Origin of the sequence: Hafnia alvei (genome assembly GCF_034424155.1) — a bacterium.
GTDB classification, from domain to species: Bacteria; Pseudomonadota; Gammaproteobacteria; order Enterobacterales; family Enterobacteriaceae; genus Hafnia; species Hafnia alvei.
The window spans coordinates 2,211,466-2,233,842 of record NZ_CP139992.1; the positions used below are offsets into that span (position 1 = coordinate 2,211,466).

Consider the following 22,377-nt stretch of genomic DNA (forward strand, 5'->3'; position numbering starts at 1 on the left):
GCATTTTTTAATTCTACCCAACGAGTTTTTTATTTTCTCGCCTGATGGCTAATCTGAGATAAATCTTATAAAAACAGAGGTAATTTCGCTCTGAAATGATTTATCTTGCCGCTGCTATAATAAATAGCAGCATTCCAAGCCTCATCATGCGTCACATAAACGCCCAAAACAGCAACACGATGGGAAAGCTCATGGGCCACGTTAGCCCAATCAGTATCGCGGTAAAGATCCTGATTTTAAGCGAGGGGTCAGCACAGGCCTTGAAAGTGAGTAATGCGGAAATGACTGAGCCGATCAAATACACCGTTTTTATAAAGGCCCATGCTGCTGGATACATCTAATTACCTTGGTTTGTGAAGTTGGCTATTGAACTCAAAAAACAATGTGCTACGAGTGAAGACAAATGCTTCAATCGAATCATAAAAAAGGAGTGCTGAGATATCGAAAACTAACGTGAGGTAGTGTAACAAATTATGACTAGAAAAACATCGAGTTCTAAACTGAGACATAAAATCGAAACTTAACAGTGCTGTTCATTTATTTATACATGTAATAAATAAAAATGATCTTACTATAATTGTCATGCAGTAAAAATGAATACCCATGCGTAATGCATCCTTAAACCTTTTAATACCTATGGGTTATTATGTTGAGGCCATGCCCATATGCTGATACTGCTTATCTCTACAACGTTTGTTTTTGCTTTAATTATATGGATGCTAGTTTTTCTTTAGCGATGAAGGTTGTGTGTTTTTAAATATTATTTCTCTCTGGTTTAGAATAAAAAAAGCCCAGCAGAACGCTGGGCTAAAGGCTGTTAATAACTAATATATTATTTTTTATTGATTATGATGCTGCGTTTAGAACTGGTAAACAATCCCTAATGCAACGGTATCATCAGTATCAATACCCGCTGAACGAGTAAAGTCGTTATCATCGATCATGTTAATTTTATAATCGACATAGGTAGACATGTTTTTATTAAAGAAGTAGGTTGCACCAATATCGATAAAGTTAACCAATTTCTGATCGCCATAATCGCGAGATGCGCCATTGCTGCCTAGGTCTTTACCTTCAACATAGTTCCAGCCAACGAAAGGTTGCAAACCGAAATCAAAGGTATAACCGGTATACATTTCTACGCCTTGCGCTTTGTTTGCGTAGCCGTAGGCTTCGTTATGGTCGTTAGAATTACCGAAACGAATGGCGTTATAGGATTGCGTATAGTTTGCTGCCGCATAATAGCCGCTGTTTTCGTATTTCACGCCCACAGTATAAGCTTCGGCTTTATCGCCATTACCCATAATATCATTATAGCGGCCACCTTTACCGCCGCTATTCTGATCGTTTGTGCGGTCAGATTGGAAGTAGGCGCCACCGAGGCTAAAGCCATAGCCGAGATCGTAAGAGAGTGATAAACCGTAACCATCACCATTTTGGCTTAACACATCACGGCCATCTTTGTTTTCCGTTGGGTCGTCATTTTTACCTTGATACTGAATGCCGAAGTTCAGGCCATCGACCAAGCCGAAGAAATCGCGGTTATGGTAGGTTAACACGCCGCCAGCACGTTGAAACATGAAGTTATCAGCGCCAACGGTGCTCCCGTCGAACTCAGGCTGCATATCGGTCCAAGCCATAATGTCGTAAATAATCCCCGAATTACGACCATAGTCTAAAGAGCCATAATCCCCGAATTTTAGGCCCGCGAAACCGAAACGGCTAAAGTTTCTATTATCTTCGCCTTCGGTGTGGTTTAGGTTCGCTTGATATTCCCACATGCCATAGCCGGTCAGCATATCCGTAATTTGTGTTTCACCGCTGAAGCCGCCACGCACATAGGAATGATCGCCATCGGCATTATCATTATCTGAAATATAGTGAAGACCATCGACCTTGAAATGTAAGTCGAGTTTATTGCCATCTTTATTATAAATTTCTGCGGCATGGGCGGTTCCTGCTAATGCCATTAATGTTGGTATTACCACTGCGAGAACTTTGCGTTTCATTTTATTTTCCTTAATCTTTTTTTATTGCATTGATGCCAATTGCTTTTTTTATACTCAACAATATTCGAACATTTTAATGAACTAAATAAGCCAAGCGCTGTCGATATTGTCGGCTTTACTGAAAGAGTAAAAGCGCAAAAAATGCGAAATTAGATAAAAGTTTAAATATGATAACTCTCACTTAATTGATTTACATACGTAAAGATCTAGCTTTTGAACTATATCGTTAATGACCGTTAATATTTTTTATTGGCTTAGGCACATTTTGTTAATTTGATTCCTAGTTATAGGAATACTATTTTTAGGCCACTGCATGCCAATGCAGATTACGTAATATGTCTTAATATAGATATTCATTCTTTACATTGTTTTTATTGCCGGGGTGCCTCCCGGCGTTTTATTTCATATCCCAAGACTAATAAATACACAATTTCTCCGGTGTTATCTCATCGTATATATTACTTACCCGTGCGTTATTTTTATTTGGCAGCATAAATATGCATCCAAGTTGCTACTGGTGCGTTAGTTTTCGGCCTATATGCAACTGTGCAACAGGCTTATCGGAATTTGATGGGGCTGTACGTACATAGTTGAACGGAGCGCTATCTACGTAAATTATCATGCGGTGTGATCTGTTTGAAAAATTTGGAAATGTCTTTTATTTAACCGTCGGTTATTTGATCTAACGTAACATTTACCGAGGGGAGAGCAGGTAAGAATCGTTGGGTAGCCGTGTTTTTGTTTAACCCATTCTCTGTGGGTGTTAATATCGGCGGTAGTGGGTGTGAGTATTCAGGGGTGCATAGCGTTTTATGTATCACGCTGCGTACAGATCTTGCAAAGTACAGCAGGATGGCGCCCATAAAACGATGATTTTAAATACAAATTGTTTTCTATATGTGGCCTGTCGTGTGGGTCACCACTGTAGATAAGGAATATAAATGCCTGTTATTACACTTCCTGACGGTAGTCAGCGCCAGTTCGACAAACCTGTATCCGTAATGGATATTGCTATGGACATCGGACCTGGCTTGGCGAAAGCCTGCATTGCGGGTCGCGTTAACGGTGAGCTGGTTGATGCTTGCGATCCGATTACACAAGACGCCAATGTTTCCATCATTACCGCAAAAGATCAGGAAGGCTTGGAAATTATCCGCCATTCTTGCGCACATCTTTTGGGTCATGCGATCAAACAACTGTGGCCGAACACTAAGATGGCCATTGGCCCTGTGATCGACAACGGTTTCTACTACGATGTAGACCTTGACCATACCCTGACGCAGGAAGATCTTGAACTGCTCGACAAGCGCATGCATGAGCTGGCAGATAAAGATTACGACGTGATTAAGAAAAAAGTGAGCTGGCAAGAAGCCCGTGACGCTTTTGAAGCACGTCAGGAACCGTATAAAGTGGCGATTCTGGATGAGAACATCAGTCGCGATGACCAGCCAGGTCTGTATCACCACGAAGAATATATCGACATGTGCCGTGGACCGCACGTGCCGAATATGCGTTTCTGCCATCATTTCAAACTGCAGAAGTCGTCTGGTGCCTACTGGCGCGGCGATAGCAATAATACCGTTTTACAGCGTATCTACGGCACCGCATGGGCAGATAAAAAGCAGTTAAATGCTTACCTGCAACGTCTGGAAGAAGCCGCAAAACGCGACCATCGTAAGATCGGCAAGCAGCTCGACCTGTACCATATGCAGGAAGAAGCGCCGGGTATGGTGTTCTGGCATAACGACGGCTGGACAATCTTCCGTGAGTTGGAAGCGTTCGTACGCGTTAAACTGAAAGAATATGATTATCAGGAAGTAAAAGGTCCGTTCATGATGGACCGCGTACTGTGGGAAAAAACAGGACACTGGGAGAACTACAAAGATGCAATGTTCACCACGTCTTCTGAAAACCGCGAGTACTGCATCAAACCGATGAACTGCCCAGGTCACGTTCAGATCTTCAACCAAGGTCTGAAATCTTATCGTGATTTACCACTGCGTATGGGTGAGTTCGGTAGCTGTCATCGTAATGAGCCTTCGGGTTCACTGCATGGCCTGATGCGCGTGCGTGGATTCACTCAGGATGATGCGCATATTTTCTGTACTGAAGAGCAGATTCGCGATGAAGTTAACAGCTGTATCAAGATGGTATACGACATGTATAGCATCTTCGGCTTTGAAAAAATCGTGGTGAAACTGTCTACTCGTCCAGAAAAACGTATTGGCAGTGATGAAATTTGGGATCGTGCGGAAGAAGACTTGGCCGAAGCGCTGAAAGAAAACGGTATTCCGTTTGAATATCAGCCGGGTGAGGGCGCTTTCTACGGACCTAAGATTGAGTTTACTCTGCATGACTGTTTGGATCGTGCATGGCAATGTGGTACTGTGCAGCTCGACTTCTCGTTACCAGGCCGTTTAAACGCGTCTTATGTGGGTGAAAACAACGAACGTTTAGTTCCGGTGATGATTCACCGTGCTATTCTTGGTTCGATGGAACGCTTCATCGGTATCCTGACTGAAGAGTATGCTGGGTTCTACCCAACTTGGCTCGCACCAGTGCAGGTTCAGGTGATGAATATCACCGACGCACAGGCTGATTATGTCGATGAATTAACCAAAAAGCTGCAAGCTGCTGGTATTCGTGCAAAATCAGACTTGAGAAACGAGAAGATAGGCTTTAAAATCCGCGAACACACTTTACGTCGTGTCCCATACATGTTGGTTTGTGGCGACAAAGAGGTCGAATCTGGCAAAGTAGCCGTTCGTACCCGCCGCGGCAAAGACCTGGGAACCATGGATGTAAATGAAGTGATCGAAAAGCTGCAAAAAGAGATTCGCAGCCGTAGTCTTCACCAATTAGAGGAATCGAGTTATTAAAGGCGGAAAAAGAGTTCAACCGGCGCGTCCTAATCGCATCAACAGAGAAATTCGCGCCCAAGAGGTTCGCTTAACAGGCGTTGATGGCGAGCAGATTGGTATTGTCAGTCTGAATGAAGCTTTGGAAAAGGCTGAGGAAGCGGGTGTTGATTTAGTAGAAATCAGCCCAAATGCCGAGCCGCCAGTTTGTCGAATCATGGATTACGGCAAATTCCTCTATGAGAAGAGTAAGGCCACCAAAGAACAGAAGAAGAAGCAAAAGATTGTTCAGGTTAAGGAAATCAAATTCCGACCTGGAACCGACGATGGCGACTACCAGGTAAAACTCCGCAGCCTGGTTCGCTTTCTGGAAGATGGCGATAAAGCCAAAATCACTCTGCGTTTCCGTGGACGTGAAATGGCGCACCAACAGATCGGTATGGAAGTGCTTAACCGCGTGAAAGAAGATCTGAGTGAACTGGCAGTAGTCGAATCCTTCCCTACGAAGATCGAAGGCCGCCAGATGATCATGGTGCTCGCACCTAAGAAGAAACAGTAAGGCTCTCAAGTAATACTGCCAGCGATGGATTTCGGTCTGTCGCTGGCGTTATTCGCCTCACTGATTCATGTAATTAACAATGCGAAGTGGAAATCGAAATGCCAAAGATTAAAACTGTGCGTGGCGCTGCCAAGCGCTTCAAAAAGACCGCCGGTGGTGGTTTTAAGCGTAAACATGCTAACCTGCGTCATATTCTGACCAAAAAATCTACTAAGCGTAAGCGTCATCTGCGTCCAAAAGGTCTGGTTTCCAAAGGGGATCTGGGCTTGGTCGTAGCGTGCTTGCCGTACGCATAAGTAAACATTTTTTGAATCAAGATTAAGACTTAAGGAGAGCATATGGCTCGCGTAAAACGTGGTGTAATTGCACGCGCACGTCACAAAAAAGTAATGAAGCAGGCGAAAGGCTACTACGGTGCCCGTTCGCGCGTCTATCGTGTTGCCTTCCAGGCAGTAATCAAAGCAGGCCAGTACGCTTACCGTGACCGTCGTCAACGTAAACGTCAGTTCCGTCAGCTGTGGATTGCACGTATTAACGCTGCTGCACGTCAGAACGGCATCTCTTACAGCCGTTTCATCAATGGTCTGAAAAAGGCTTCTGTTGAAATCGACCGTAAGATCCTGGCTGACATCGCTGTATTCGACAAAGTAGCGTTTGCTGCTCTGGTAGAAAAAGCGAAATCTGCTCTGGCGTAAGCCATCAGATGAAAGAGGGAGCTTGCTCCCTCTTTTGCTTTTTGTTGTTTGACTTGTGTTTGGCTTGACATTCAGTCCGCTAAGTTTTTCAATAGAATCAGTTTTTTCACTTATTTAAGGTAATGCAAGCATGCACGCTGCTATTTTCCGTTTCTTTTTTTACTTTAGCGCCTGAATTCAGGAGGCTTTGCGCGTAAGAAAAGAAACGAAAAATAGCGCTGAAAGCCTCCCTCGTGGAGGCTTTTTTTTTTGCTTTAACATGGTTTACCGATTCAGGTTTATTCATGAGCGCACTTAAGACGATCGATACCCCCAATGATTGAAGTTGCACCAGGGCAGCTTCAGGTATGAAGGGTATATACCCTGAGTATTTGAAGTGGCGGTTTCTACAGCGGCAACTTCAAGTGCGAAGGGGAGACTCTCAACATCGACAATCGGGCCTAACAGGCTGGAAGAAGAGGAAAGCAATGCCACATCTCGCAGAGTTGGTTGCCCAAGCAAAGGCAGCCGTAGAGAATGCTCAGGATATTGCCACGCTAGATAACGTGCGTGTTGAATATTTGGGTAAGAAAGGCCATTTGACGCTGCAGATGACGTCACTGCGCGAACTGCCAGCAGAAGAGCGTCCCGCTGCGGGTGCTGTGATTAACCAGGCTAAACAGGAAGTTCAGGAAGCTCTGAATGCCCGTAAATCAGATCTGGAATCAGCTGCGCTCAATGCCCGTCTGGCCGAAGAAACCATCGATGTGTCTATGCCAGGGCGTCGCATGGAAAACGGTGGTCTCCACCCAGTGACCCGCACGATTGAACGTATTGAAACGTTCTTTGGCGAATTGGGTTTTGCCGTTGAAACTGGCCCTGAAATCGAAGATGACTATCACAACTTCGACGCCTTAAATATTCCTGCTCATCATCCAGCGCGCGCAGATCACGATACTTTCTGGTTTGATGCAAAACGCCTGCTGCGTACCCAGACTTCGGGTGTGCAGATCCGCACGATGAAAGAGCAGCAGCCGCCAATCCGCATCATTGCGCCGGGCCGTGTCTATCGTAACGACTACGATCAGACCCACACGCCAATGTTCCATCAAATGGAAGGCCTGATTGTTGATAAAGATATTAGCTTTACCAACTTGAAAGGCACGCTGCACGATTTCCTGAATAACTTCTTTGAAGAAGACTTACAGATTCGTTTCCGTCCTTCTTACTTCCCGTTCACTGAGCCTTCCGCCGAAGTTGACGTGATGGGCAAAAACGGTAAATGGCTGGAAGTTTTGGGTTGCGGTATGGTGCATCCAAACGTGCTGCGTAACGTAGGTATCGATCCAGAAGTTTACTCTGGCTTCGCATTCGGGATGGGCATGGAGCGTTTAACCATGCTGCGCTATGGCGTAACCGATCTGCGTGCATTCTTCGAAAACGATCTGCGTTTCCTCAAACAGTTTAAGTAAGGCGGGATTATCACATGAAATTCAGTGAACTCTGGTTGCGCGAGTGGGTAAATCCTGCCATTAGCAGCGAAGCATTATCAGAACAAATTACTATGGCCGGTCTGGAAGTTGACGGTGTTGAACCGGTTGCTGGCGAATTTAACGGCGTTTTCGTGGGTGAAGTGGTTGAGTGTGGCCAGCATCCAAACGCCGACAAGTTGCGTGTCACTAAAGTTAACGTGGGCGGTGAGCGTCTGTTAGACATCGTTTGCGGTGCACCAAACTGCCGTAAGGGCCTGAAAGTCGCCGTTGCGACTATTGGCGCGGTATTGCCTGGCGATTTTAAAATCAAAGCGGCGAAACTGCGCGGTGAGCCTTCAGAAGGGATGCTGTGTTCGTTCTCTGAGCTGGGTATTTCCGAAGATCACGACGGCATCATTGAATTGCCAGTAGATGCGCCTATCGGCACCGATATCCGTGAATATCTGAAGCTGAATGATAACGCGATTGAAATTAGCGTAACGCCGAACCGTGCAGATTGCTTAGGGATTATTGGCGTTGCACGTGACGTTGCGGTGCTGAATAAGCTGACTCTGAACGTGCCAGCGATGGACGCGGTTCCTGCGGCAATACATGACACTTTCCCAATTACGGTTGACGCGACCGACGCTTGCCCACGCTATTTGGGCCGCGTGGTGAAAGGGATCAACGTTAAAGCCGCAACGCCATTGTGGATGCGTGAAAAACTACGTCGCTGCGGTATTCGTTCTATCGACCCCGTCGTTGACGTAACCAACTATGTTCTGTTGGAACTGGGTCAGCCGATGCATGCGTTCGATCTTAACCGCCTCGAAGGTGGCATCGTTGTGCGTATGGCGAAAGAGGGCGAAAAGCTGACTCTGCTGGACGGCAATGAAGCCACGCTGTCGGCTGATACCTTAGTGATTGCCGATCAGCAAAAAGCGCTGGCGATGGGCGGTATCTTCGGTGGTGAACACTCTGGCGTGAACGAAGAAACACAAGACGTTCTGCTGGAATGTGCGTACTTCAACCCGCTATCTATCACCGGTCGTGCACGCCGTCAGGGCCTGCATACCGATGCTTCTCACCGCTACGAACGCGGCGTGGATCCGGCATTGCAAGCTGCGGCGATGGAACGTGCGACGCGTTTGCTGATTGATATCTGCGGTGGTCAAGCAGGCCCAGTCATTGATGTTACCAACGAAGCAACGCTGCCTAAGCGCGCCACGATCACGCTGCGCCGTGAAAAACTGGATCGTTTAATTGGCCATCACGTTGAAGACGCACAGGTTACCGATATCCTTGAACGTTTAGGTTGCAAGGTTAGCTTTGCCAATGATACTTGGCAGGCTGTCGCGCCAAGCTGGCGTTTCGATATGGAAATCGAAGAAGACTTAGTGGAAGAAGTGGCCCGTGTTTACGGCTACAACAATATTCCAAACGTGCCTGTGAAAGCAGACCTGATCATGACTTCACACCGCGAAGCGAATTTGCCGCTTAAGCGCGTGAAAACAATGCTGGTCGATCGTGGTTATCAAGAAGCGATTACCTACAGCTTTGTAGATCCTAAGGTTCAGGCGCTGTTGCACCCGGCAGAAGAAGCGCTGATTTTGCCAAGCCCAATCTCGGTAGAAATGTCAGCGATGCGCCTGTCTCTGTGGAGCGGCTTGCTGTCTGCGGTGGTCTATAATCAGAACCGTCAGCAATCGCGTGTACGTTTGTTCGAAACGGGTCTACGCTTTGTTCCTGATACTGCTGCTAATCTGGGTATCCGTCAGGATGTCATGCTGGCCGGTGTGATCGCGGGTAACCGTTACGAAGAACACTGGAATTTGGAACGTCAGGTTGTTGATTTCTACGATCTGAAAGGTGATTTAGAAGCTATTTTAGATTTGACCGGTAAATTGGATGACGTCCAATTTAAAGCAGAAACTAACCCTGCTTTACATCCGGGGCAGAGTGCGGCAATTTATTTAGCAGGCAAACGCGTTGGTTTCATTGGTGTTGTTCACCCTGATCTAGAACGTAAACTGGATCTGAATGGCCGCACCGTGGTATTCGAAATCGAGTGGGAAGCCCTTGCAGAGCGCCGTATTCCGCAGGCTCGCGAGGTTTCACGCTATCCTGCAAACCGCCGTGATATCGCCGTTGTGGTGGCTGAAAATGTCCCTGCAGAAGATATTTTGGCAGAGTGTAAGAAAGTTGGCGTAAATCAGGTAGTTGGCGTAAACTTGTTTGACGTGTACCGTGGTAAGGGTGTTGCCGAGGGTTATAAGAGCCTCGCTATCAGTCTGGTATTGCAAGATACCACCCGTACACTGGAAGAAGAGGAGATTGCCGCTACCGTCGCAAAATGTGTAGAGGCATTAAAACAGCGATTCCAAGCATCCTTGAGGGATTGAACTTATGGCGCTTACTAAAGCTGAAATGTCTGAACACCTGTTTGAGAAGCTTGGGCTTAGCAAACGGGATGCCAAAGACCTCGTAGAAATATTTTTCGAAGAGGTTCGCCGCGCTCTGGAAAATGGTGAACAGGTTAAGTTGTCCGGTTTCGGTAACTTTGATCTGCGCGACAAAAACCAGAGACCGGGACGTAACCCGAAAACCGGGGAAGATATCCCGATTACGGCGCGCCGTGTTGTTACTTTCCGTCCGGGGCAGAAGCTCAAGAGCCGGGTCGAGAACGCGACACCGAAAGAGTAATACGCAAAACAAAAAGGCCGCCTGCGGGTGGCCTTTTTCTTATCTAACGTCCATCAACCCAAATATCGCGAGACAATGCATAGATGAAAGTGAATGACCTCGTTAGTGTTAAAACCGATGGTGGCCCACGCCGAATTGGTAAAATTGTTGAAGTTGAAGAATTTAGTGAAGGGGTGATGTATTTAGTCACGCTGGATGATTATCCTAATGGCGTATGGTTTTTTAACGAAATAGATAGCCATGATGGTACATTTGTTGAGCCTTATCACGGTGATGAATAGCCAAGCTTTATTATTGTACCCACACCTAATCTCTTATTAGATCTCTTCAATGAGTCTTATGCTAAACGCTGACACGTCAACACCTTCACATTTTTCCCTTTTGCAGCAGCGCCAGCAGCAGCACGATCGCCGACGATTGTGGCTCCTGACGCTATTTTTACTTTTTGCGGTGATAGTCAGTCTGTGTGCAGGCGATCTCTGGATGTGGCCCACGCAATGGTTGAGCGAAAGTGCCCAGCTTTTCGTGTGGCAACTCCGTTTGCCGCGGGTGTTAGCGGTGATGGCTGTCGGTGCTGCGCTGGCGATATCCGGTGCGGTGATGCAGGCGCTGTTTGATAATCCGCTGGCTGAACCAGGGCTTTTAGGCGTATCCAACGGTGCGGGCGTGGCGTTAGTGCTAGCAGTATTACTCGGTCAGAGCATGCTCCCCGTGTGGGTTCTCAGTACCTGTGCGATTATTGGTGCGCTGGCGATTACCGCTTTGCTGATGATATTTGCGCACCGTAAATCGCTGACAAATTCGCGGCTGTTATTAATTGGTGTTGCTCTAGGTATTGCCTGTAGCGCAGTGATGACGTGGGCGGTCTATTTTAGCTCCAGCTTAGATTTGCGCCAGCTGATGTATTGGCTGATGGGCGGATTTAGCGGCGTGGATTGGCGTCAAAAATGGTTGGTGCTAGCGCTCATCCCGGTATTTGTTTGGCTGTTGTATCAAGGTAAAGTGCTTAACCTGATGTCTCTGGGCGATATCCAAGCGCGCCAGCTCGGACTTTCGCTGGTGGTGTGGCGTAATTTACTTGTGGTGGCGATTGGCTGGCTGGTGGGGGTTAGTGTTGCGCTGGCCGGTGTGATTGGTTTTGTCGGATTAGTGGTGCCGCACATGCTGCGGCTGATGGGGATTACCGATCATCGTGCACTTTTGCCTGCCTGCGCGCTGGGCGGTGCCGGTGTATTGTTATTTGCCGATGTGGTGGCGCGCGTGGCGCTTTTCTCCGCTGAGTTGCCGATTGGTGTAGTGACATCCTCTCTCGGCGCGCCTGTTTTTATCTGGATGCTGTTACGGCCACGGAGTGTCAAAGCCTAATGATGAATCAAAACAGAGATTTTCTTGTGCAGAACTGCCTTTCGTTAAACAACGTTTCTGCAGGGACTCGTCTATTACCCTTTAGCGCACAGGTAAATCGTGGGGCGCTTATTCACATCATTGGTCCGAATGGCGCAGGTAAAAGCACGTTGCTATCGCGCATCGCCGGCATCTTACCCGGTGACGGCACGATTATGCTAAATCAGATCGATATTGAAAAACTCACTGCGACCGAGCTGGCACGCTATCGCGCCTATTTACATCAGCAACAACAGCCCAGCGCAGTGATGCCTGTTTTTCAGTTTCTTGCATTGCACCAACCTACAGGCTGTGATGTTGAGCTTGCTGATGGCGTGGTTGGCTATCTGGCAGAAACACTCAACTTAAGTGATAAACTTGCGCGGCCATTGACTCATCTTTCTGGCGGTGAGTGGCAGCGGGTGCGAATTGCCGCCGTGTGTTTGCAGGTATGGCCAACGTTAAATCCCCAGGCATCGCTTTTGTTGCTGGATGAGCCAATGAATAGTCTGGACATCAGCCAGCAGGCGGCTGTGGATCAGTTGCTCGGGCAGCTTACCCAGCTTGGGATTAGTGTCATCGTCAGTGCGCATGATTTGAATCATACGCAAAGACATGCGCAGCAGGTTTGGATGCTCAAGGCTGGGGTAGTTTCACAGCAAGGGGCCGCAAGGGACGTGATGACGGTGCAAAATCTCTCTACGTTGTTTGAAATAGATTTTCGTGAATTAGAAAGTGAGGGGCAGCGCTGGTTTGTATACCAGAGCTGATAATAAATATAGCCAAGAAAATTAATAGCAGGGTAATTAAATATTTAATAAACAATTTCGTTAAATTTTCGATTTAATTCACTTAAATCAATATTCCTTCAACCAATCCCAAACAAATTCGCCATCATCCGCTATGTTTAGACTGCGTTTATCTTAATGTTAAACTAAGCTTTTATACTTATTCTCAACATAGACAAGCGCAAGACACGCTTTGGTATTTGTAGTGACTTTGATTAGGTGCTTCAAATTGAATCATCAGCATAGAATAAATATAAGGTAACGGATGAAAGAGTTTCTCCCATTTTCTGTCCCCTCAATGGGGGAGGATGAAATCGCTGCGGTTGCTGAGGTATTACGTTCAGGATGGATCACCACGGGGCCTAAATGCCAGCAGCTCGAATCTGCTTTCAGTCAGTACGTTGGTGCGAAACATGCCATTGCCGTGAGCTCTGCAACCGGCGGAATGCACGTAACGTTAATGGCGCTGGGCATTGGTGCGGGCGATGAGGTGATTACACCATCTCAAACGTGGGTGTCGACGATCAACATTATTACTCTGCTGGGTGCGGAGCCGGTAATGGTTGACGTTGACAGGGATACCCTGATGGTTCAGCCAGCTCAGATTGAAGCGGCCATTACCGAAAAAACCAAGGCAATTATTCCGGTTCACTATGCGGGTGCTCCAGCAGATTTAACGGCGTTAAGAGAGATTGCAGCGCGACATAATATCCCACTGATTGAAGATGCTGCCCACGCGATAGGCACACGTTTTGGTGATGAAATGATTGGCTCGCAGGGAACCGCGATTTTCTCGTTCCACGCCATCAAAAATATGACCTGTGCCGAAGGTGGCATGGTGGTCACTGATGATGATGAGCTGGCGGATAAAGTGCGTTGTTTCAAATTTCACGGCCTTGCGGTGGATGCCTTTGATCGCCAAGCGCTTGGGCGTAAACCTCAGGCTGAAGTTGTCGCTCCGGGCTATAAATACAACTTAGCGGATATCAATGCCGCGATTGCGTTAGTTCAGCTGGAAAAACTTCCTGCGATGAACGCGCGTCGCCAAGAGCTGGTTGCTCGTTATCGCAAGGCGCTTCAAGGTTCACCTTTGTTGCCGCTCACCGTTCCGGAATACCCGCATCATCATGCATGGCACCTGTTTATGGTGCGTGTGGATAAAGATCTGTGCGGTATCGATCGCAATACCATGATGGAAAAGCTGAAAGAGCATGGCATCGGCACCGGTCTGCATTTCCGCGCAGCACATACCCAAAAATATTATCGGGAAAAGTATCCCGATCTTCGTTTACCTAATACCGAATGGAACTCGGCGAGTTTGATGACCTTACCTTTGTTCCCTGATATGCAAGACAGCGATGTGGATCGCGTCGTGAAAGCAATATCTGACATTCTGGAGTCCTGTAGTGAGTAATAGTGAAGTGAATAAAAGTACGGATAACACAATAAAAAAAGTGTCCGTGGTTATTCCTGTTTTTAACGAGCAGGAAAGCTTGCCCATTTTAATTAAGCGTACCCATGCGGCCTGCGAGCTTTTAAATAAGCCGTATGAAATTATTTTGATTGATGACGGTAGTCATGATGCTTCTGCGGAAATATTAACTCAGGCAGCTGAGATCCCAGAAAACCATATTGTTGCTGTGCTTTTAAACCGTAACTATGGTCAACATTCGGCCATCATGGCGGGGTTCAATCAGGTTTCTGGCGATTTAATTATTACCCTTGATGCGGATTTACAAAATCCACCGGAAGAGATCCCGCGCTTGGTTGAAACGGCAGAACAGGGCTATGACGTGGTGGGCACCGTGCGTGCCAAACGTAAAGATACCTGGTTCCGTAAAACGGCCTCTAAGATGATCAACATGATGATCCAAAAGGCCACCGGCAAATCAATGGGAGATTACGGCTGTATGCTGCGTGCTTACCGTCGGCCCATCATTGAAGCCATGCTGCATTGCCATGAACGCAGCACTTTTATTCCTATTCTGGCTAATACCTTTGCGCGTCGAACCATTGAAATCGATGTTCGCCACGATGAGCGCGAGTTTGGGGAATCAAAGTACAGCTTCTTAAAACTCATCAATCTGATGTATGACCTCGTGACCTGTTTGACCACCACGCCATTGCGTCTTTTGAGTATTGTCGGCAGCGTGATTGCGCTTTCCGGTTTCACTCTGGCGGTCTTACTTATCGCGATGCGTTTGATTTTTGGTCCAACATGGGCCGCAGAAGGGGTATTCACGCTGTTTGCCGTGCTGTTTACCTTTATCGGTGCTCAGTTTGTTGGGCTGGGATTATTGGGCGAGTACATCGGACGTATCTATAACGATGTGCGCGCACGCCCTCGCTATTTTGTGCAAAAAATTGTCTCCGCAGACGCGTTGAAGACCCATGAATCTGTTGAACAACAGGAAGAAGAGTAATGAAAGCCATTGTATTTGCTTACCATGATATCGGCTGTGCAGGACTGAAAGCGCTGAAAGAGGCGGGTTATGAAATCTCCGCCGTATTTACCCACACTGACGAACCGGGTGAGAACCATTTCTATGGTTCAGTTGCGCGTGTTGCTGCCGAAATGGAGCTGCCTGTTTATGCACCAGATAATGTTAATCATCCACTGTGGATCGATCGCATTAAGGCGTTGAAGCCCGACGTTATTTTCTCATTCTACTACCGCAATATGCTGTGCCAGGACATTCTGGATATCGCGCCGCGCGGCAGTTGGAATCTGCATGGCTCACTGTTGCCTAAATATCGTGGTCGCGCACCGGTTAACTGGGCGCTGGTACACGGTGAAGCACAAACTGGTGTTACGCTGCATCAAATGACGCGTAAAGCGGATGCTGGTGATATCGCAGGGCAATTGGCGGTGGATATTGCTGCTGACGATACGGCGCTAACGCTGCACAGCAAAATTCGTGATGCTGCGGTGGCTTTGTTAGGCCAGCAGTTACCGTTAATCAAAACTGGTAATGTGAAAACCACGGCACAAGACGAGTCTCAGGCGACCTATTTTGGCCGTCGTACCGCGGCTGATGGCCTGATCGATTGGAACAAGCCCGCAACAGTGATTCACAATTTAGTGCGCGCGGTAACCGAACCTTACCCAGGTGCATTTAGCTACCTAGGTGATAGAAAAATTACCGTATGGCGTAGCCGTGTGGTTGAAGACAAATCAGGCAGCAAGCCGGGCACTGTGCTGTCAGCTAAACCGCTGGTTATCGCTTGTGGTGAAAACGCGCTGGAAATCGTCACCGGTCAGAGCGATGCCGGTTTATATGCGCAGGGCTCTCAGCTGGCTAACGAGATGGGCATTGTGGCGAAAGTTCGCCTGTGGGATAAGCCGAACAGCCTGATCAAACGCCGCACGCGTGTACTGATTCTGGGCGTAAACGGTTTTATCGGTAACCATCTGACAGAACGTTTGTTGCAAGATGATAATTTTGATATCTACGGTTTGGATATCGGCTCTGATGCCATTGAGCGCTTTATCGGCAACCCGCGTTTCCACTTCGTTGAGGGCGATATCAGCATCCACAATGAGTGGATCGAATATCACATCAAAAAATGTGACGTGATCCTGCCGTTGGTTGCGATCGCTACGCCGATTGAATATACCCGCAATCCATTGAAAGTGTTCGAGTTAGACTTCGAACAAAACCTGAAGATTGTGCGTGACTGCGTGAAATATCAAAAACGTATCGTGTTCCCATCCACTTCAGAAGTGTATGGCATGTGTAACGATAAAGACTTTGATGAAGATACCTCTAACCTGATTGTTGGCCCGATCAACAAACAGCGCTGGATTTACTCGGTGTCTAAGCAGCTGTTAGACCGCGTTATTTGGGCTTACGGTGCTAAGAATGAGCTTAACTTTACGCTGTTCCGTCCGTTTAACTGGATGGGGCCACGTTTGGATAACCTGAATGCCGCGCGTATCGGTAGCTCCCGTGCGATCACCCAGTTGATCCTGAATCTGGTTGAAGGTTCTCCGATTAAGCTGGTGGACGGCGGTGCGCAGAAACGTTGCTTTACTGATATCAGCGATGGTATTGAAGCGCTGTTCCGAATTATTGAAAACAAAGACGACAACTGCAACGGGCAGATTATCAACATCGGTAATCCAGATAACGAAGCCAGTATTCGTGAGCTGGGTGAGATGCTGTTGGATTGCTTTGAACGTCATCCGCTGCGTTCTCACTTCCCGCCGTTTGCCGGTTTCAAAGAAATTGAAAGCAGCAGCTACTACGGTAAAGGTTATCAGGACGTTGAGCATCGTAAACCAAGCATAACCAACGCTAAGCGTCTGTTGCATTGGGCTCCAACGGTTGAAATGAAACAGACCGTTGAAGAAACGCTGGATTACTTCCTGCGTACCGTTGATCTCAGCGGTGAGGCACAATGAAACGGGTTGGCCTGAGAATTGACGTTGATACGTTTCGCGGTACCCGTGATGGGGTGCCGCAGTTATTAACCATGCTACAAAAGCATGATGTCTTAGGGAGCTTTTTCTTTAGCGTGGGGCCGGACAACATGGGACGCCATTTATGGCGTCTGCTGAAGCCGCGCTTTTTGTGGAAGATGCTTCGTTCTCAGGCCGCTTCGCTGTATGGATGGGATATTTTACTGGCCGGCACCTGCTGGCCAGGCAAATTAATTGGTAAACCTCACGAGCTTATCATTCGTCATACCGCGACGTCGGGGCATGAAGTGGGACTGCATTCATGGGATCATCACGGCTGGCAAAAGAACGTGGGTCGCTGGTCTGATGCTCGGCTCAAGCGTGAGTTTGAACGCGGTTTAGCGGAAATGCAGCGCATTTTAGGCTATGCGGTGGATTGCTCTGCGGTGGCAGGCTGGCGTGCCGATCAGCGCGTTGTGGATATGAAGCAATCTTACGGCATGCGCTACAACAGCGATTGCCGAGGGACGCAGCCGTTTATTCCTCAACTGAGTAACGGCCAATACGGCACGGTGCAAATCCCCGTTACGCTACCAACCTATGATGAAGCGGTAGGGACGTTAACTACTGACGCTCAGTTTAATGATTTCATCATTGATGCGATCAAAAACGACAAAGGTACTCCGGTCTATACCATTCATGCTGAAGTTGAAGGGATCGTAAAAGCCGACATGTTTGAGCAGTTACTGATCCGATTAAAAGCCGAAAACATCGAATTTTGCCCGTTGTCTGCGCTGTTGCCAAACGATAGGGCGCAGCTCCCAACGGGACGTATCGTTCGTTCATCATTTGAAGGGCGGGAGGGCTGGCTCGGTTGTCAGGCTCCTGCTGTAGAAAACCCAGCGGAGACGTCTTTGTGAGAGTGATTAAAACACTGTCCGGCTTATTGTTCGCCTTGCTGTACCTGTTACCTCTGAATTGGCGTCCACTTTGGCAGCCAGATGAAACCCGTTATGCAGAAATAAGCCGCGAGATGCTTGCTCGCGGCGATTGGACCGTTCCCCATTTACTGGGGCTTCGCTATTTTGAAAAGCCCGTTGCTGGGTATTGGATTAACAACATTAGTCAATGGCTATTTGGTGACAACAACTTTGCTGTGCGTTTCGGTTCAGTATTCTGTACCGCGCTAAGCACGCTGTTAGTCTATTGGCTGGCCATGCTGATTTGGAAAAACAGCCGCACGGCGATTTTGGCGGCGGTCATCTACTTCAGCATGTTCTTGGTATACGCGGTTGGCACCTATAGCGTGCTAGACCCGATGATCACGCTGTGGATGTCGGCGGCGATGGTGAGTTTCTATCTCACCTTGAAGGCAACGACGCCGAAAGCCAAAGTCGGTGCCTACGTGCTGCTCGGTATTGCCTGTGGCATGGGCTTTATGACCAAAGGGTTCTTAGCCTTAGCGTTGCCTGTTATCAGCGTTCTGCCGATTGTTATCCAACAAAAACGTGTAAAAGAGCTGTTTTTGTTTGGGCCCATTGCGGTGGTGGTGGCTGCGATCCTGAGTGCTCCGTGGGCGTGGAGTATTTATCTGCGCGAACCTGATTTCTGGAATTACTTCTTCTGGGTTGAGCATATCCAGCGTTTCGCCGAGTCTGATGCCCAGCACAAAGCGCCGTTCTGGTACTATTTACCGGTGCTGGTGGCCGGTGTAATGCCGTGGTTAGCGTTATTGCCGGGGGCTATTCGTCACGGCTGGCGCGGTTTCCATCCAGACCGATTCTTCCTGCTCAGCTGGCTGGTGATGCCGTTCCTGTTCTTTAGCATCGCGAAAGGCAAACTGCCTACGTATATTTTGCCTTGTATGGCTCCACTGGCGCTGTTGATGGCGCATTATGCTTCCGAATTGGTGGCGAAAGGACAATGGCGCACGTTTAAAGTCAACGCGGTGATTAACATCCTATTTGGCGTGGTGGGTGCAACGGCCGTATCGGTGATGGCGCTAGGCCACTTTGAATCGCCACTGTATGGAACCGGCGAGCAGGGTGAGTTAAGCACGATCTTAATCGGTGTAGTGTGCTTTGCCGGCTGGTCGCTCTTCGGCGTGATCGCGCTGGTTCGTGGTGGTAAAAACTGGCTATGGTCGGCGGTATGTCCGCTGGTGTTAGGATTGCTCATCGCGCAGGCGATTCCGCAGAAGATCGAAAACAGCAAAAACCCTCAGGCTTTTATTGAGGATGTGATGCCGCAGCTCGCAAACAGCCGCTATGTATTAAGCGATGAGGTGGGTATTGCCGCCGGTCTGGCGTGGGAACTCAAACGCAGTGATATTCTGATGTTTGATTATTCGGGTGAGTTGAGATACGGCTTAGGCTATCCTGATGCTAAAGGCCATCGCATCAATAAAGATGAATTTGCTGGATGGCTAGCCAACGCCCGCAAAGAGGGCAACGTGAGCTTGATGATCCATCTCTCCAGAGATGAAACTCTTGACCATGAAGGCTTACCTAAGGCCGATAGCGTTGAACAACGAGGTCGTTACGTCGTGCTGTTCTACAAGAAAAGCGAATAATGAGTTACTTGCTCCTTCTGCTCGCCAGCGTTTTTACCTGCGGCGGGCAACTTTGCCAAAAACAAGCGGTGGTGTGCTGGCAACAGCGCCCACCGTCTTCACGCTTAGCCACAACGTTACGCTGGTTACTCGCCGCCTGTTGTTCGCTTGGCATTGCAATGCTGCTCTGGCTGCTGGTTTTGCAGCGACTACCGCTGGGCATTGCCTATCCGATGCTGAGTATTAACTTTGTTCTGATCACGCTGTGCGCGCACTATTGGTTTGGTGAGAAAGCGGGTGTGCGGCATTGGTGCGGGGTGGCGTTAATTATGCTGGGTATTTATCTAATGAGTCGTGGACTGTGATGAAAAAAGGCTATGTTTGGGCCGCGTGCAGCATTGTTTTAGTGAGTGTGGCACAGGTGCTGATGAAGTCCGGTATGGCAGATATTCCGATTATTTCGTCGCTAGAGATTGAGCCGCTGACGTTGCTGATAGCCTATGCGGCACCGTTATTGGTGGTCAGTCTCGGGATTTTGGGCTATGTGCTGTCGATGGTGTGCTGGTTTTGTGCTCTGCGCTATTTACCGCTCAGCCGAGCGTATCCGCTGTTAAGTTTAAGCTATGCGTTGGTTTATGTGGCGGCTATTGCATTACCGTGGCTGAATGAAACGGTGAGCTGGACTAAAACGGCTGGCGTGATCGCCATATTAGCAGGCGTTTGGTTAATTACGAGTGGTAAACAGGACACTCCCCACCCACAAGAGCAGGGAGTTGAGGCGAAAGGGGATTAGCGTAAACCACGCGTGTGGTTGTTTTTAGACCAGCTAAAAGTTTCATCGCTAGGAACCACTTTTTGCTTTTTCTTCTCAGCGCGTACTTTCTTGGCTTCTTTATCCATCTCTAACGCAATTTCTTTCAGCATCTCATCTTTGATTTTGCCTTTTTCGGCATTGGTTAGCGGGCGATCTAAACTTTTTCTGGCCTGAGCCTGTTTTACTTGTACTCGCTGTAGCTGGCTTTCATTCAGGTCTTTTAAAGTCAGTTTTTTCATCGTGCGCACCTTGAGTCAGATTTCATTAGCGTCAGTATTACACAGACATGCCCATTTACAGTTAATAAATACGGATATTCTAAAATTCCCGCTGACGTAGCAAAAAAATCACGCTAAATTTGCATAATTCTGAGTTAGCACGTAAATATGTAGATAATTCGTACAATTTACCAATGAGAAAGAACCTAGGTTATGGCTAGGTAAATAAGATAAGCAAAAGGGAAATTATGCGTCTTGGTTTTTTAGTGGTAGTGGCAAGTTTGGTGTTGGCAGGCTGTAGCCATAATGCGCCGCCGCCAAGCGGAAAATTATCTGATTCAATCGCCGTGGTGGCGCAGTTGAACGATCAGCTACGCCAATGGCACGGTGCGCCTTACCGTTACGGTGGCTTAGAACGTAACGGCGTTGACTGCTCAGGCTTTGTTTATCGCACTTTCCGCGACCGTTTCGAAATGCAATTGCCTCGTACTACCAAGCAGCAAACGTCGCTGGGGACGAAGGTCGACCGTGACGAACTGATGCCGGGCGATTTGGTCTTTTTCAAAACCGGCGGCGGTGAAAACGGTTTGCACGTGGGTATTTACGATACCGATGAAACCTTTATTCATGCCTCAACCAGTAAGGGCGTGACCCGTTCTTCATTAGATAATGTCTATTGGCGTAAAGTCTATTGGCAGGCACGACGCTTATAGTTATTAGCCATCTAGTTTTTTAGTTATAATCCTAATTATTCAAAACGCCCTTAACGTGGGCGTTTTTTTATACGGGTATAACGCCAAGATAGCCCATTCTTGCCGCAGTCAGCGCGGCGAAATGTTATTATATTCTCTATGCAAAGAATAACCGGAATTGACGAATGACTACCTTACGCTTATTGATTTCAGACTCTTATGATCCTTGGTTTAATTTGGCCGTGGAGGAGTGCATATTTCGTCAAATGGCACCCACGCAGCGAGTGTTATTTTTGTGGCGTAATAACGATACCGTGGTGATTGGGCGAGCGCAAAATCCGTGGAAAGAGTGTAATACTCGACGCATGAGCGAGGATGGCGTGAAATTAGCCCGCCGAAGCAGCGGCGGCGGCGCGGTATTCCACGATTTAGGTAATACCTGCTTTACCTTTATGGCCGGTAAGCCTGAATACGATAAAACAATTTCAACCGGCATTATTCTTAATGCGTTGCGCAGTCTGGGTCTTGTTGCCGATGCCTCGGGTCGCAATGATTTAGTGGTCACCACCGCCGATGGCGAGCGTAAAGTTTCCGGTTCAGCGTATCGTGAAACCATGGACCGCGGCTTTCATCATGGCACACTGCTGCTGAATGCCGATCTGAGTCGTTTGGCTAATTACCTGCATCCCGATCCGAAGAAATTACAGGCGAAAGGGATTACGTCGGTGCGTTCCCGCGTGGCAAATCTGGTGGAACTGATGCCTGATATTACTCATGAGAAAATCTGCACGGCGATCACCGAGGCATTCTTCGAACACTATGGCGAGCGCGTTGAGGCTGAACATATTTCCCCGCGCTATGAGCCTGACATGCCGAATTTCAGCGAGCAGTTCCTAAAGCAAAGCAGTTGGGCATGGAACTTTGGTCAAGCGCCATCGTTCACGCATCAACTGGATGAACGCTTTGTGTGGGGCGGCGTTGAGCTGCACTTTGATATTGAACGCGGGCTTATTACGCGCGCTCAGATGTTTACCGACAGTTTAAACCCTGCACCGCTTGAAATGCTTGCCGAGCGTTTGTATCAGGTGGCTTATCGTAGCGATGAAATTGGCGCAATAGTGGAACAACTCGTGCAGGAATTCCCTGAACAACAAGCAGAACTGCATGAACTGAAGCAGTGGCTATCGCAGCAAGTGAAATAAACCCGCCATACCCGTACAGAGTACCGGTGTTTATATTGAGCCATGCCCTCTA

23 protein-coding genes and 1 other annotated feature are annotated in these 22,377 nt (G+C 48.0%); of the genes, 21 read left to right on the plus strand and 2 right to left on the minus strand.

Annotated elements, in window-relative coordinates; all coding sequences use genetic code 11:
- Positions 1–95 precede the first annotated feature (95 nt).
- The gene (locus U0008_RS22590) at positions 96–341 is read left to right on the plus strand and encodes a hypothetical protein (RefSeq protein WP_043493126.1); all 246 of its coding nucleotides are present in this window, start codon (positions 96–98) and stop codon (positions 339–341) included.
- Between the two features lie 519 nt (positions 342–860).
- On the opposite strand, the gene ompC is transcribed toward U0008_RS22590, so the two are convergent.
- Positions 861–2,009, minus strand: coding sequence for a porin OmpC (gene ompC, locus U0008_RS10390; RefSeq protein ID WP_025801263.1), 1,149 nt, complete (start codon positions 2,007–2,009; stop codon positions 861–863).
- Positions 2,010–2,950: 941 nt separating this feature from the next.
- On the opposite strand from ompC, the gene thrS reads away from it, so the two are divergent.
- From thrS to arnF, 18 genes are all read left to right on the plus strand, one after another.
- Positions 2,951–4,888 (plus strand): threonine--tRNA ligase, encoded by a 1,938-nt coding sequence (thrS, locus tag U0008_RS10395; protein WP_025801264.1) that lies wholly within the window; start codon positions 2,951–2,953, stop codon positions 4,886–4,888.
- Entirely contained in the window at positions 4,884–5,426 is a 543-nt protein-coding gene (gene infC / locus U0008_RS10400) for a translation initiation factor IF-3 (protein ID WP_025801265.1), read from the plus strand. The genes thrS and infC overlap by 5 nt, the downstream gene beginning before the upstream one ends.
- 98 nt (positions 5,427–5,524) lie before the next feature.
- A complete protein-coding gene (gene rpmI / locus U0008_RS10405) occupies positions 5,525–5,722 on the plus strand; it encodes a 50S ribosomal protein L35 (RefSeq protein WP_025801266.1) in 198 nt (65 codons plus the stop codon).
- A 42-nt stretch (positions 5,723–5,764) separates the two neighbouring features.
- Complete coding sequence (gene rplT / locus U0008_RS10410) at positions 5,765–6,121, plus strand: 50S ribosomal protein L20 (protein ID WP_004089950.1); 357 nt, start codon at positions 5,765–5,767, stop codon at positions 6,119–6,121.
- 125 nt (positions 6,122–6,246) lie between these two features.
- Positions 6,247–6,371 (plus strand) — a sequence feature (Phe leader region).
- Positions 6,252–6,296, plus strand: coding sequence for a pheST operon leader peptide PheM (gene pheM / locus U0008_RS10415; RefSeq protein WP_121626058.1), 45 nt, complete (start codon positions 6,252–6,254; stop codon positions 6,294–6,296). (Overlaps the previous feature by 45 nt.)
- A 217-nt stretch (positions 6,372–6,588) precedes the next feature.
- Positions 6,589–7,572: a phenylalanine--tRNA ligase subunit alpha gene (gene pheS / locus U0008_RS10420; protein ID WP_025801267.1), complete on the plus strand. Its 984-nt coding sequence runs from the start codon at positions 6,589–6,591 to the stop codon at positions 7,570–7,572.
- Positions 7,573–7,586: 14 nt separating this feature from the next.
- Entirely contained in the window at positions 7,587–9,974 is a 2,388-nt protein-coding gene (gene pheT, locus U0008_RS10425) for a phenylalanine--tRNA ligase subunit beta (protein ID WP_043493128.1), read from the plus strand.
- Positions 9,975–9,978: 4 nt separating this feature from the next.
- A complete protein-coding gene (ihfA, locus tag U0008_RS10430; RefSeq protein ID WP_004089944.1) occupies positions 9,979–10,275 on the plus strand; it encodes an integration host factor subunit alpha in 297 nt (98 codons plus the stop codon).
- 83 nt (positions 10,276–10,358) lie between these two features.
- A complete protein-coding gene (gene dsrB, locus U0008_RS10435) occupies positions 10,359–10,556 on the plus strand; it encodes a protein DsrB (RefSeq protein WP_025801269.1) in 198 nt (65 codons plus the stop codon).
- 58 nt (positions 10,557–10,614) lie between these two features.
- Positions 10,615–11,640: a vitamin B12 ABC transporter permease BtuC gene (gene btuC, locus U0008_RS10440; RefSeq protein WP_043493136.1), complete on the plus strand. Its 1,026-nt coding sequence runs from the start codon at positions 10,615–10,617 to the stop codon at positions 11,638–11,640.
- Positions 11,640–12,428, plus strand: coding sequence for a vitamin B12 ABC transporter ATP-binding protein BtuD (btuD, locus tag U0008_RS10445; protein WP_226929856.1), 789 nt, complete (start codon positions 11,640–11,642; stop codon positions 12,426–12,428). Before btuC ends, btuD begins: the two co-directional genes overlap by 1 nt.
- A 283-nt stretch (positions 12,429–12,711) precedes the next feature.
- Positions 12,712–13,860: a UDP-4-amino-4-deoxy-L-arabinose aminotransferase gene (arnB, locus tag U0008_RS10450; RefSeq protein ID WP_043493138.1), complete on the plus strand. Its 1,149-nt coding sequence runs from the start codon at positions 12,712–12,714 to the stop codon at positions 13,858–13,860.
- Positions 13,853–14,869, plus strand: coding sequence for an undecaprenyl-phosphate 4-deoxy-4-formamido-L-arabinose transferase (gene arnC / locus U0008_RS10455; RefSeq protein WP_046449407.1), 1,017 nt, complete (start codon positions 13,853–13,855; stop codon positions 14,867–14,869). Before arnB ends, arnC begins: the two co-directional genes overlap by 8 nt.
- Positions 14,869–16,851 carry a bifunctional UDP-4-amino-4-deoxy-L-arabinose formyltransferase/UDP-glucuronic acid oxidase ArnA gene (gene arnA, locus U0008_RS10460; RefSeq protein WP_043493140.1) on the plus strand — a complete coding sequence of 661 codons (1,983 nt, stop codon included), beginning with the start codon at positions 14,869–14,871 and terminating at the stop codon, positions 16,849–16,851. The genes arnC and arnA overlap by 1 nt, the downstream gene beginning before the upstream one ends.
- Positions 16,848–17,768: a 4-deoxy-4-formamido-L-arabinose-phosphoundecaprenol deformylase gene (gene arnD / locus U0008_RS10465; protein WP_043493141.1), complete on the plus strand. Its 921-nt coding sequence runs from the start codon at positions 16,848–16,850 to the stop codon at positions 17,766–17,768. Before arnA ends, arnD begins: the two co-directional genes overlap by 4 nt.
- Positions 17,765–19,420, plus strand: coding sequence for a lipid IV(A) 4-amino-4-deoxy-L-arabinosyltransferase (arnT, locus tag U0008_RS10470; protein WP_043493142.1), 1,656 nt, complete (start codon positions 17,765–17,767; stop codon positions 19,418–19,420). Before arnD ends, arnT begins: the two co-directional genes overlap by 4 nt.
- A complete protein-coding gene (gene arnE / locus U0008_RS10475) occupies positions 19,417–19,764 on the plus strand; it encodes a 4-amino-4-deoxy-L-arabinose-phosphoundecaprenol flippase subunit ArnE (protein ID WP_025801277.1) in 348 nt (115 codons plus the stop codon). Before arnT ends, arnE begins: the two co-directional genes overlap by 4 nt.
- The gene (arnF, locus tag U0008_RS10480; RefSeq protein WP_025801278.1) at positions 19,764–20,192 is read left to right on the plus strand and encodes a 4-amino-4-deoxy-L-arabinose-phosphoundecaprenol flippase subunit ArnF; all 429 of its coding nucleotides are present in this window, start codon (positions 19,764–19,766) and stop codon (positions 20,190–20,192) included. Before arnE ends, arnF begins: the two co-directional genes overlap by 1 nt.
- Here the strand turns inward: arnF and U0008_RS10485 are convergent.
- A complete protein-coding gene (locus U0008_RS10485; RefSeq protein WP_025801279.1) occupies positions 20,189–20,452 on the minus strand; it encodes a YjbD family protein in 264 nt (87 codons plus the stop codon). The two genes, arnF and U0008_RS10485, sit on opposite strands and share 4 nt — an antisense overlap.
- A gap of 227 nt (positions 20,453–20,679) precedes the next feature.
- On the opposite strand from U0008_RS10485, the gene U0008_RS10490 reads away from it, so the two are divergent.
- Positions 20,680–21,144 (plus strand): C40 family peptidase, encoded by a 465-nt coding sequence (locus U0008_RS10490; RefSeq protein WP_025801280.1) that lies wholly within the window; start codon positions 20,680–20,682, stop codon positions 21,142–21,144.
- Between the two features lie 164 nt (positions 21,145–21,308).
- Positions 21,309–22,325 (plus strand): lipoate--protein ligase, encoded by a 1,017-nt coding sequence (locus tag U0008_RS10495; protein ID WP_043493145.1) that lies wholly within the window; start codon positions 21,309–21,311, stop codon positions 22,323–22,325.
- The last annotated feature ends 52 nt before the right edge of the window (positions 22,326–22,377 follow it).

Bases quoted from the DNA above. Each gene is read 5' to 3' on its own strand.
- U0008_RS22590 (WP_043493126.1), top strand. From the start codon at position 96: ATGATTTATCTTGCCGCTGCTATAATAAATAGCAGCATTCCAAGCCTC.
- ompC (WP_025801263.1), bottom strand. From the start codon at position 2,009: ATGAAACGCAAAGTTCTCGCAGTGGTAATACCAACATTAATGGCATTA.
- thrS (WP_025801264.1), top strand. From the start codon at position 2,951: ATGCCTGTTATTACACTTCCTGACGGTAGTCAGCGCCAGTTCGACAAA.
- rpmI (WP_025801266.1), top strand. From the start codon at position 5,525: ATGCCAAAGATTAAAACTGTGCGTGGCGCTGCCAAGCGCTTCAAAAAG.
- rplT (WP_004089950.1), top strand. From the start codon at position 5,765: ATGGCTCGCGTAAAACGTGGTGTAATTGCACGCGCACGTCACAAAAAA.
- pheS (WP_025801267.1), top strand. From the start codon at position 6,589: ATGCCACATCTCGCAGAGTTGGTTGCCCAAGCAAAGGCAGCCGTAGAG.
- pheT (WP_043493128.1), top strand. From the start codon at position 7,587: ATGAAATTCAGTGAACTCTGGTTGCGCGAGTGGGTAAATCCTGCCATT.
- ihfA (WP_004089944.1), top strand. From the start codon at position 9,979: ATGGCGCTTACTAAAGCTGAAATGTCTGAACACCTGTTTGAGAAGCTT.
- dsrB (WP_025801269.1), top strand. From the start codon at position 10,359: ATGAAAGTGAATGACCTCGTTAGTGTTAAAACCGATGGTGGCCCACGC.
- btuC (WP_043493136.1), top strand. From the start codon at position 10,615: ATGCTAAACGCTGACACGTCAACACCTTCACATTTTTCCCTTTTGCAG.
- btuD (WP_226929856.1), top strand. From the start codon at position 11,640: ATGATGAATCAAAACAGAGATTTTCTTGTGCAGAACTGCCTTTCGTTA.
- arnB (WP_043493138.1), top strand. From the start codon at position 12,712: ATGAAAGAGTTTCTCCCATTTTCTGTCCCCTCAATGGGGGAGGATGAA.
- arnA (WP_043493140.1), top strand. From the start codon at position 14,869: ATGAAAGCCATTGTATTTGCTTACCATGATATCGGCTGTGCAGGACTG.
- arnD (WP_043493141.1), top strand. From the start codon at position 16,848: ATGAAACGGGTTGGCCTGAGAATTGACGTTGATACGTTTCGCGGTACC.
- arnF (WP_025801278.1), top strand. From the start codon at position 19,764: ATGAAAAAAGGCTATGTTTGGGCCGCGTGCAGCATTGTTTTAGTGAGT.
- U0008_RS10485 (WP_025801279.1), bottom strand. From the start codon at position 20,452: ATGAAAAAACTGACTTTAAAAGACCTGAATGAAAGCCAGCTACAGCGA.
- U0008_RS10490 (WP_025801280.1), top strand. From the start codon at position 20,680: ATGCGTCTTGGTTTTTTAGTGGTAGTGGCAAGTTTGGTGTTGGCAGGC.
- U0008_RS10495 (WP_043493145.1), top strand. From the start codon at position 21,309: ATGACTACCTTACGCTTATTGATTTCAGACTCTTATGATCCTTGGTTT.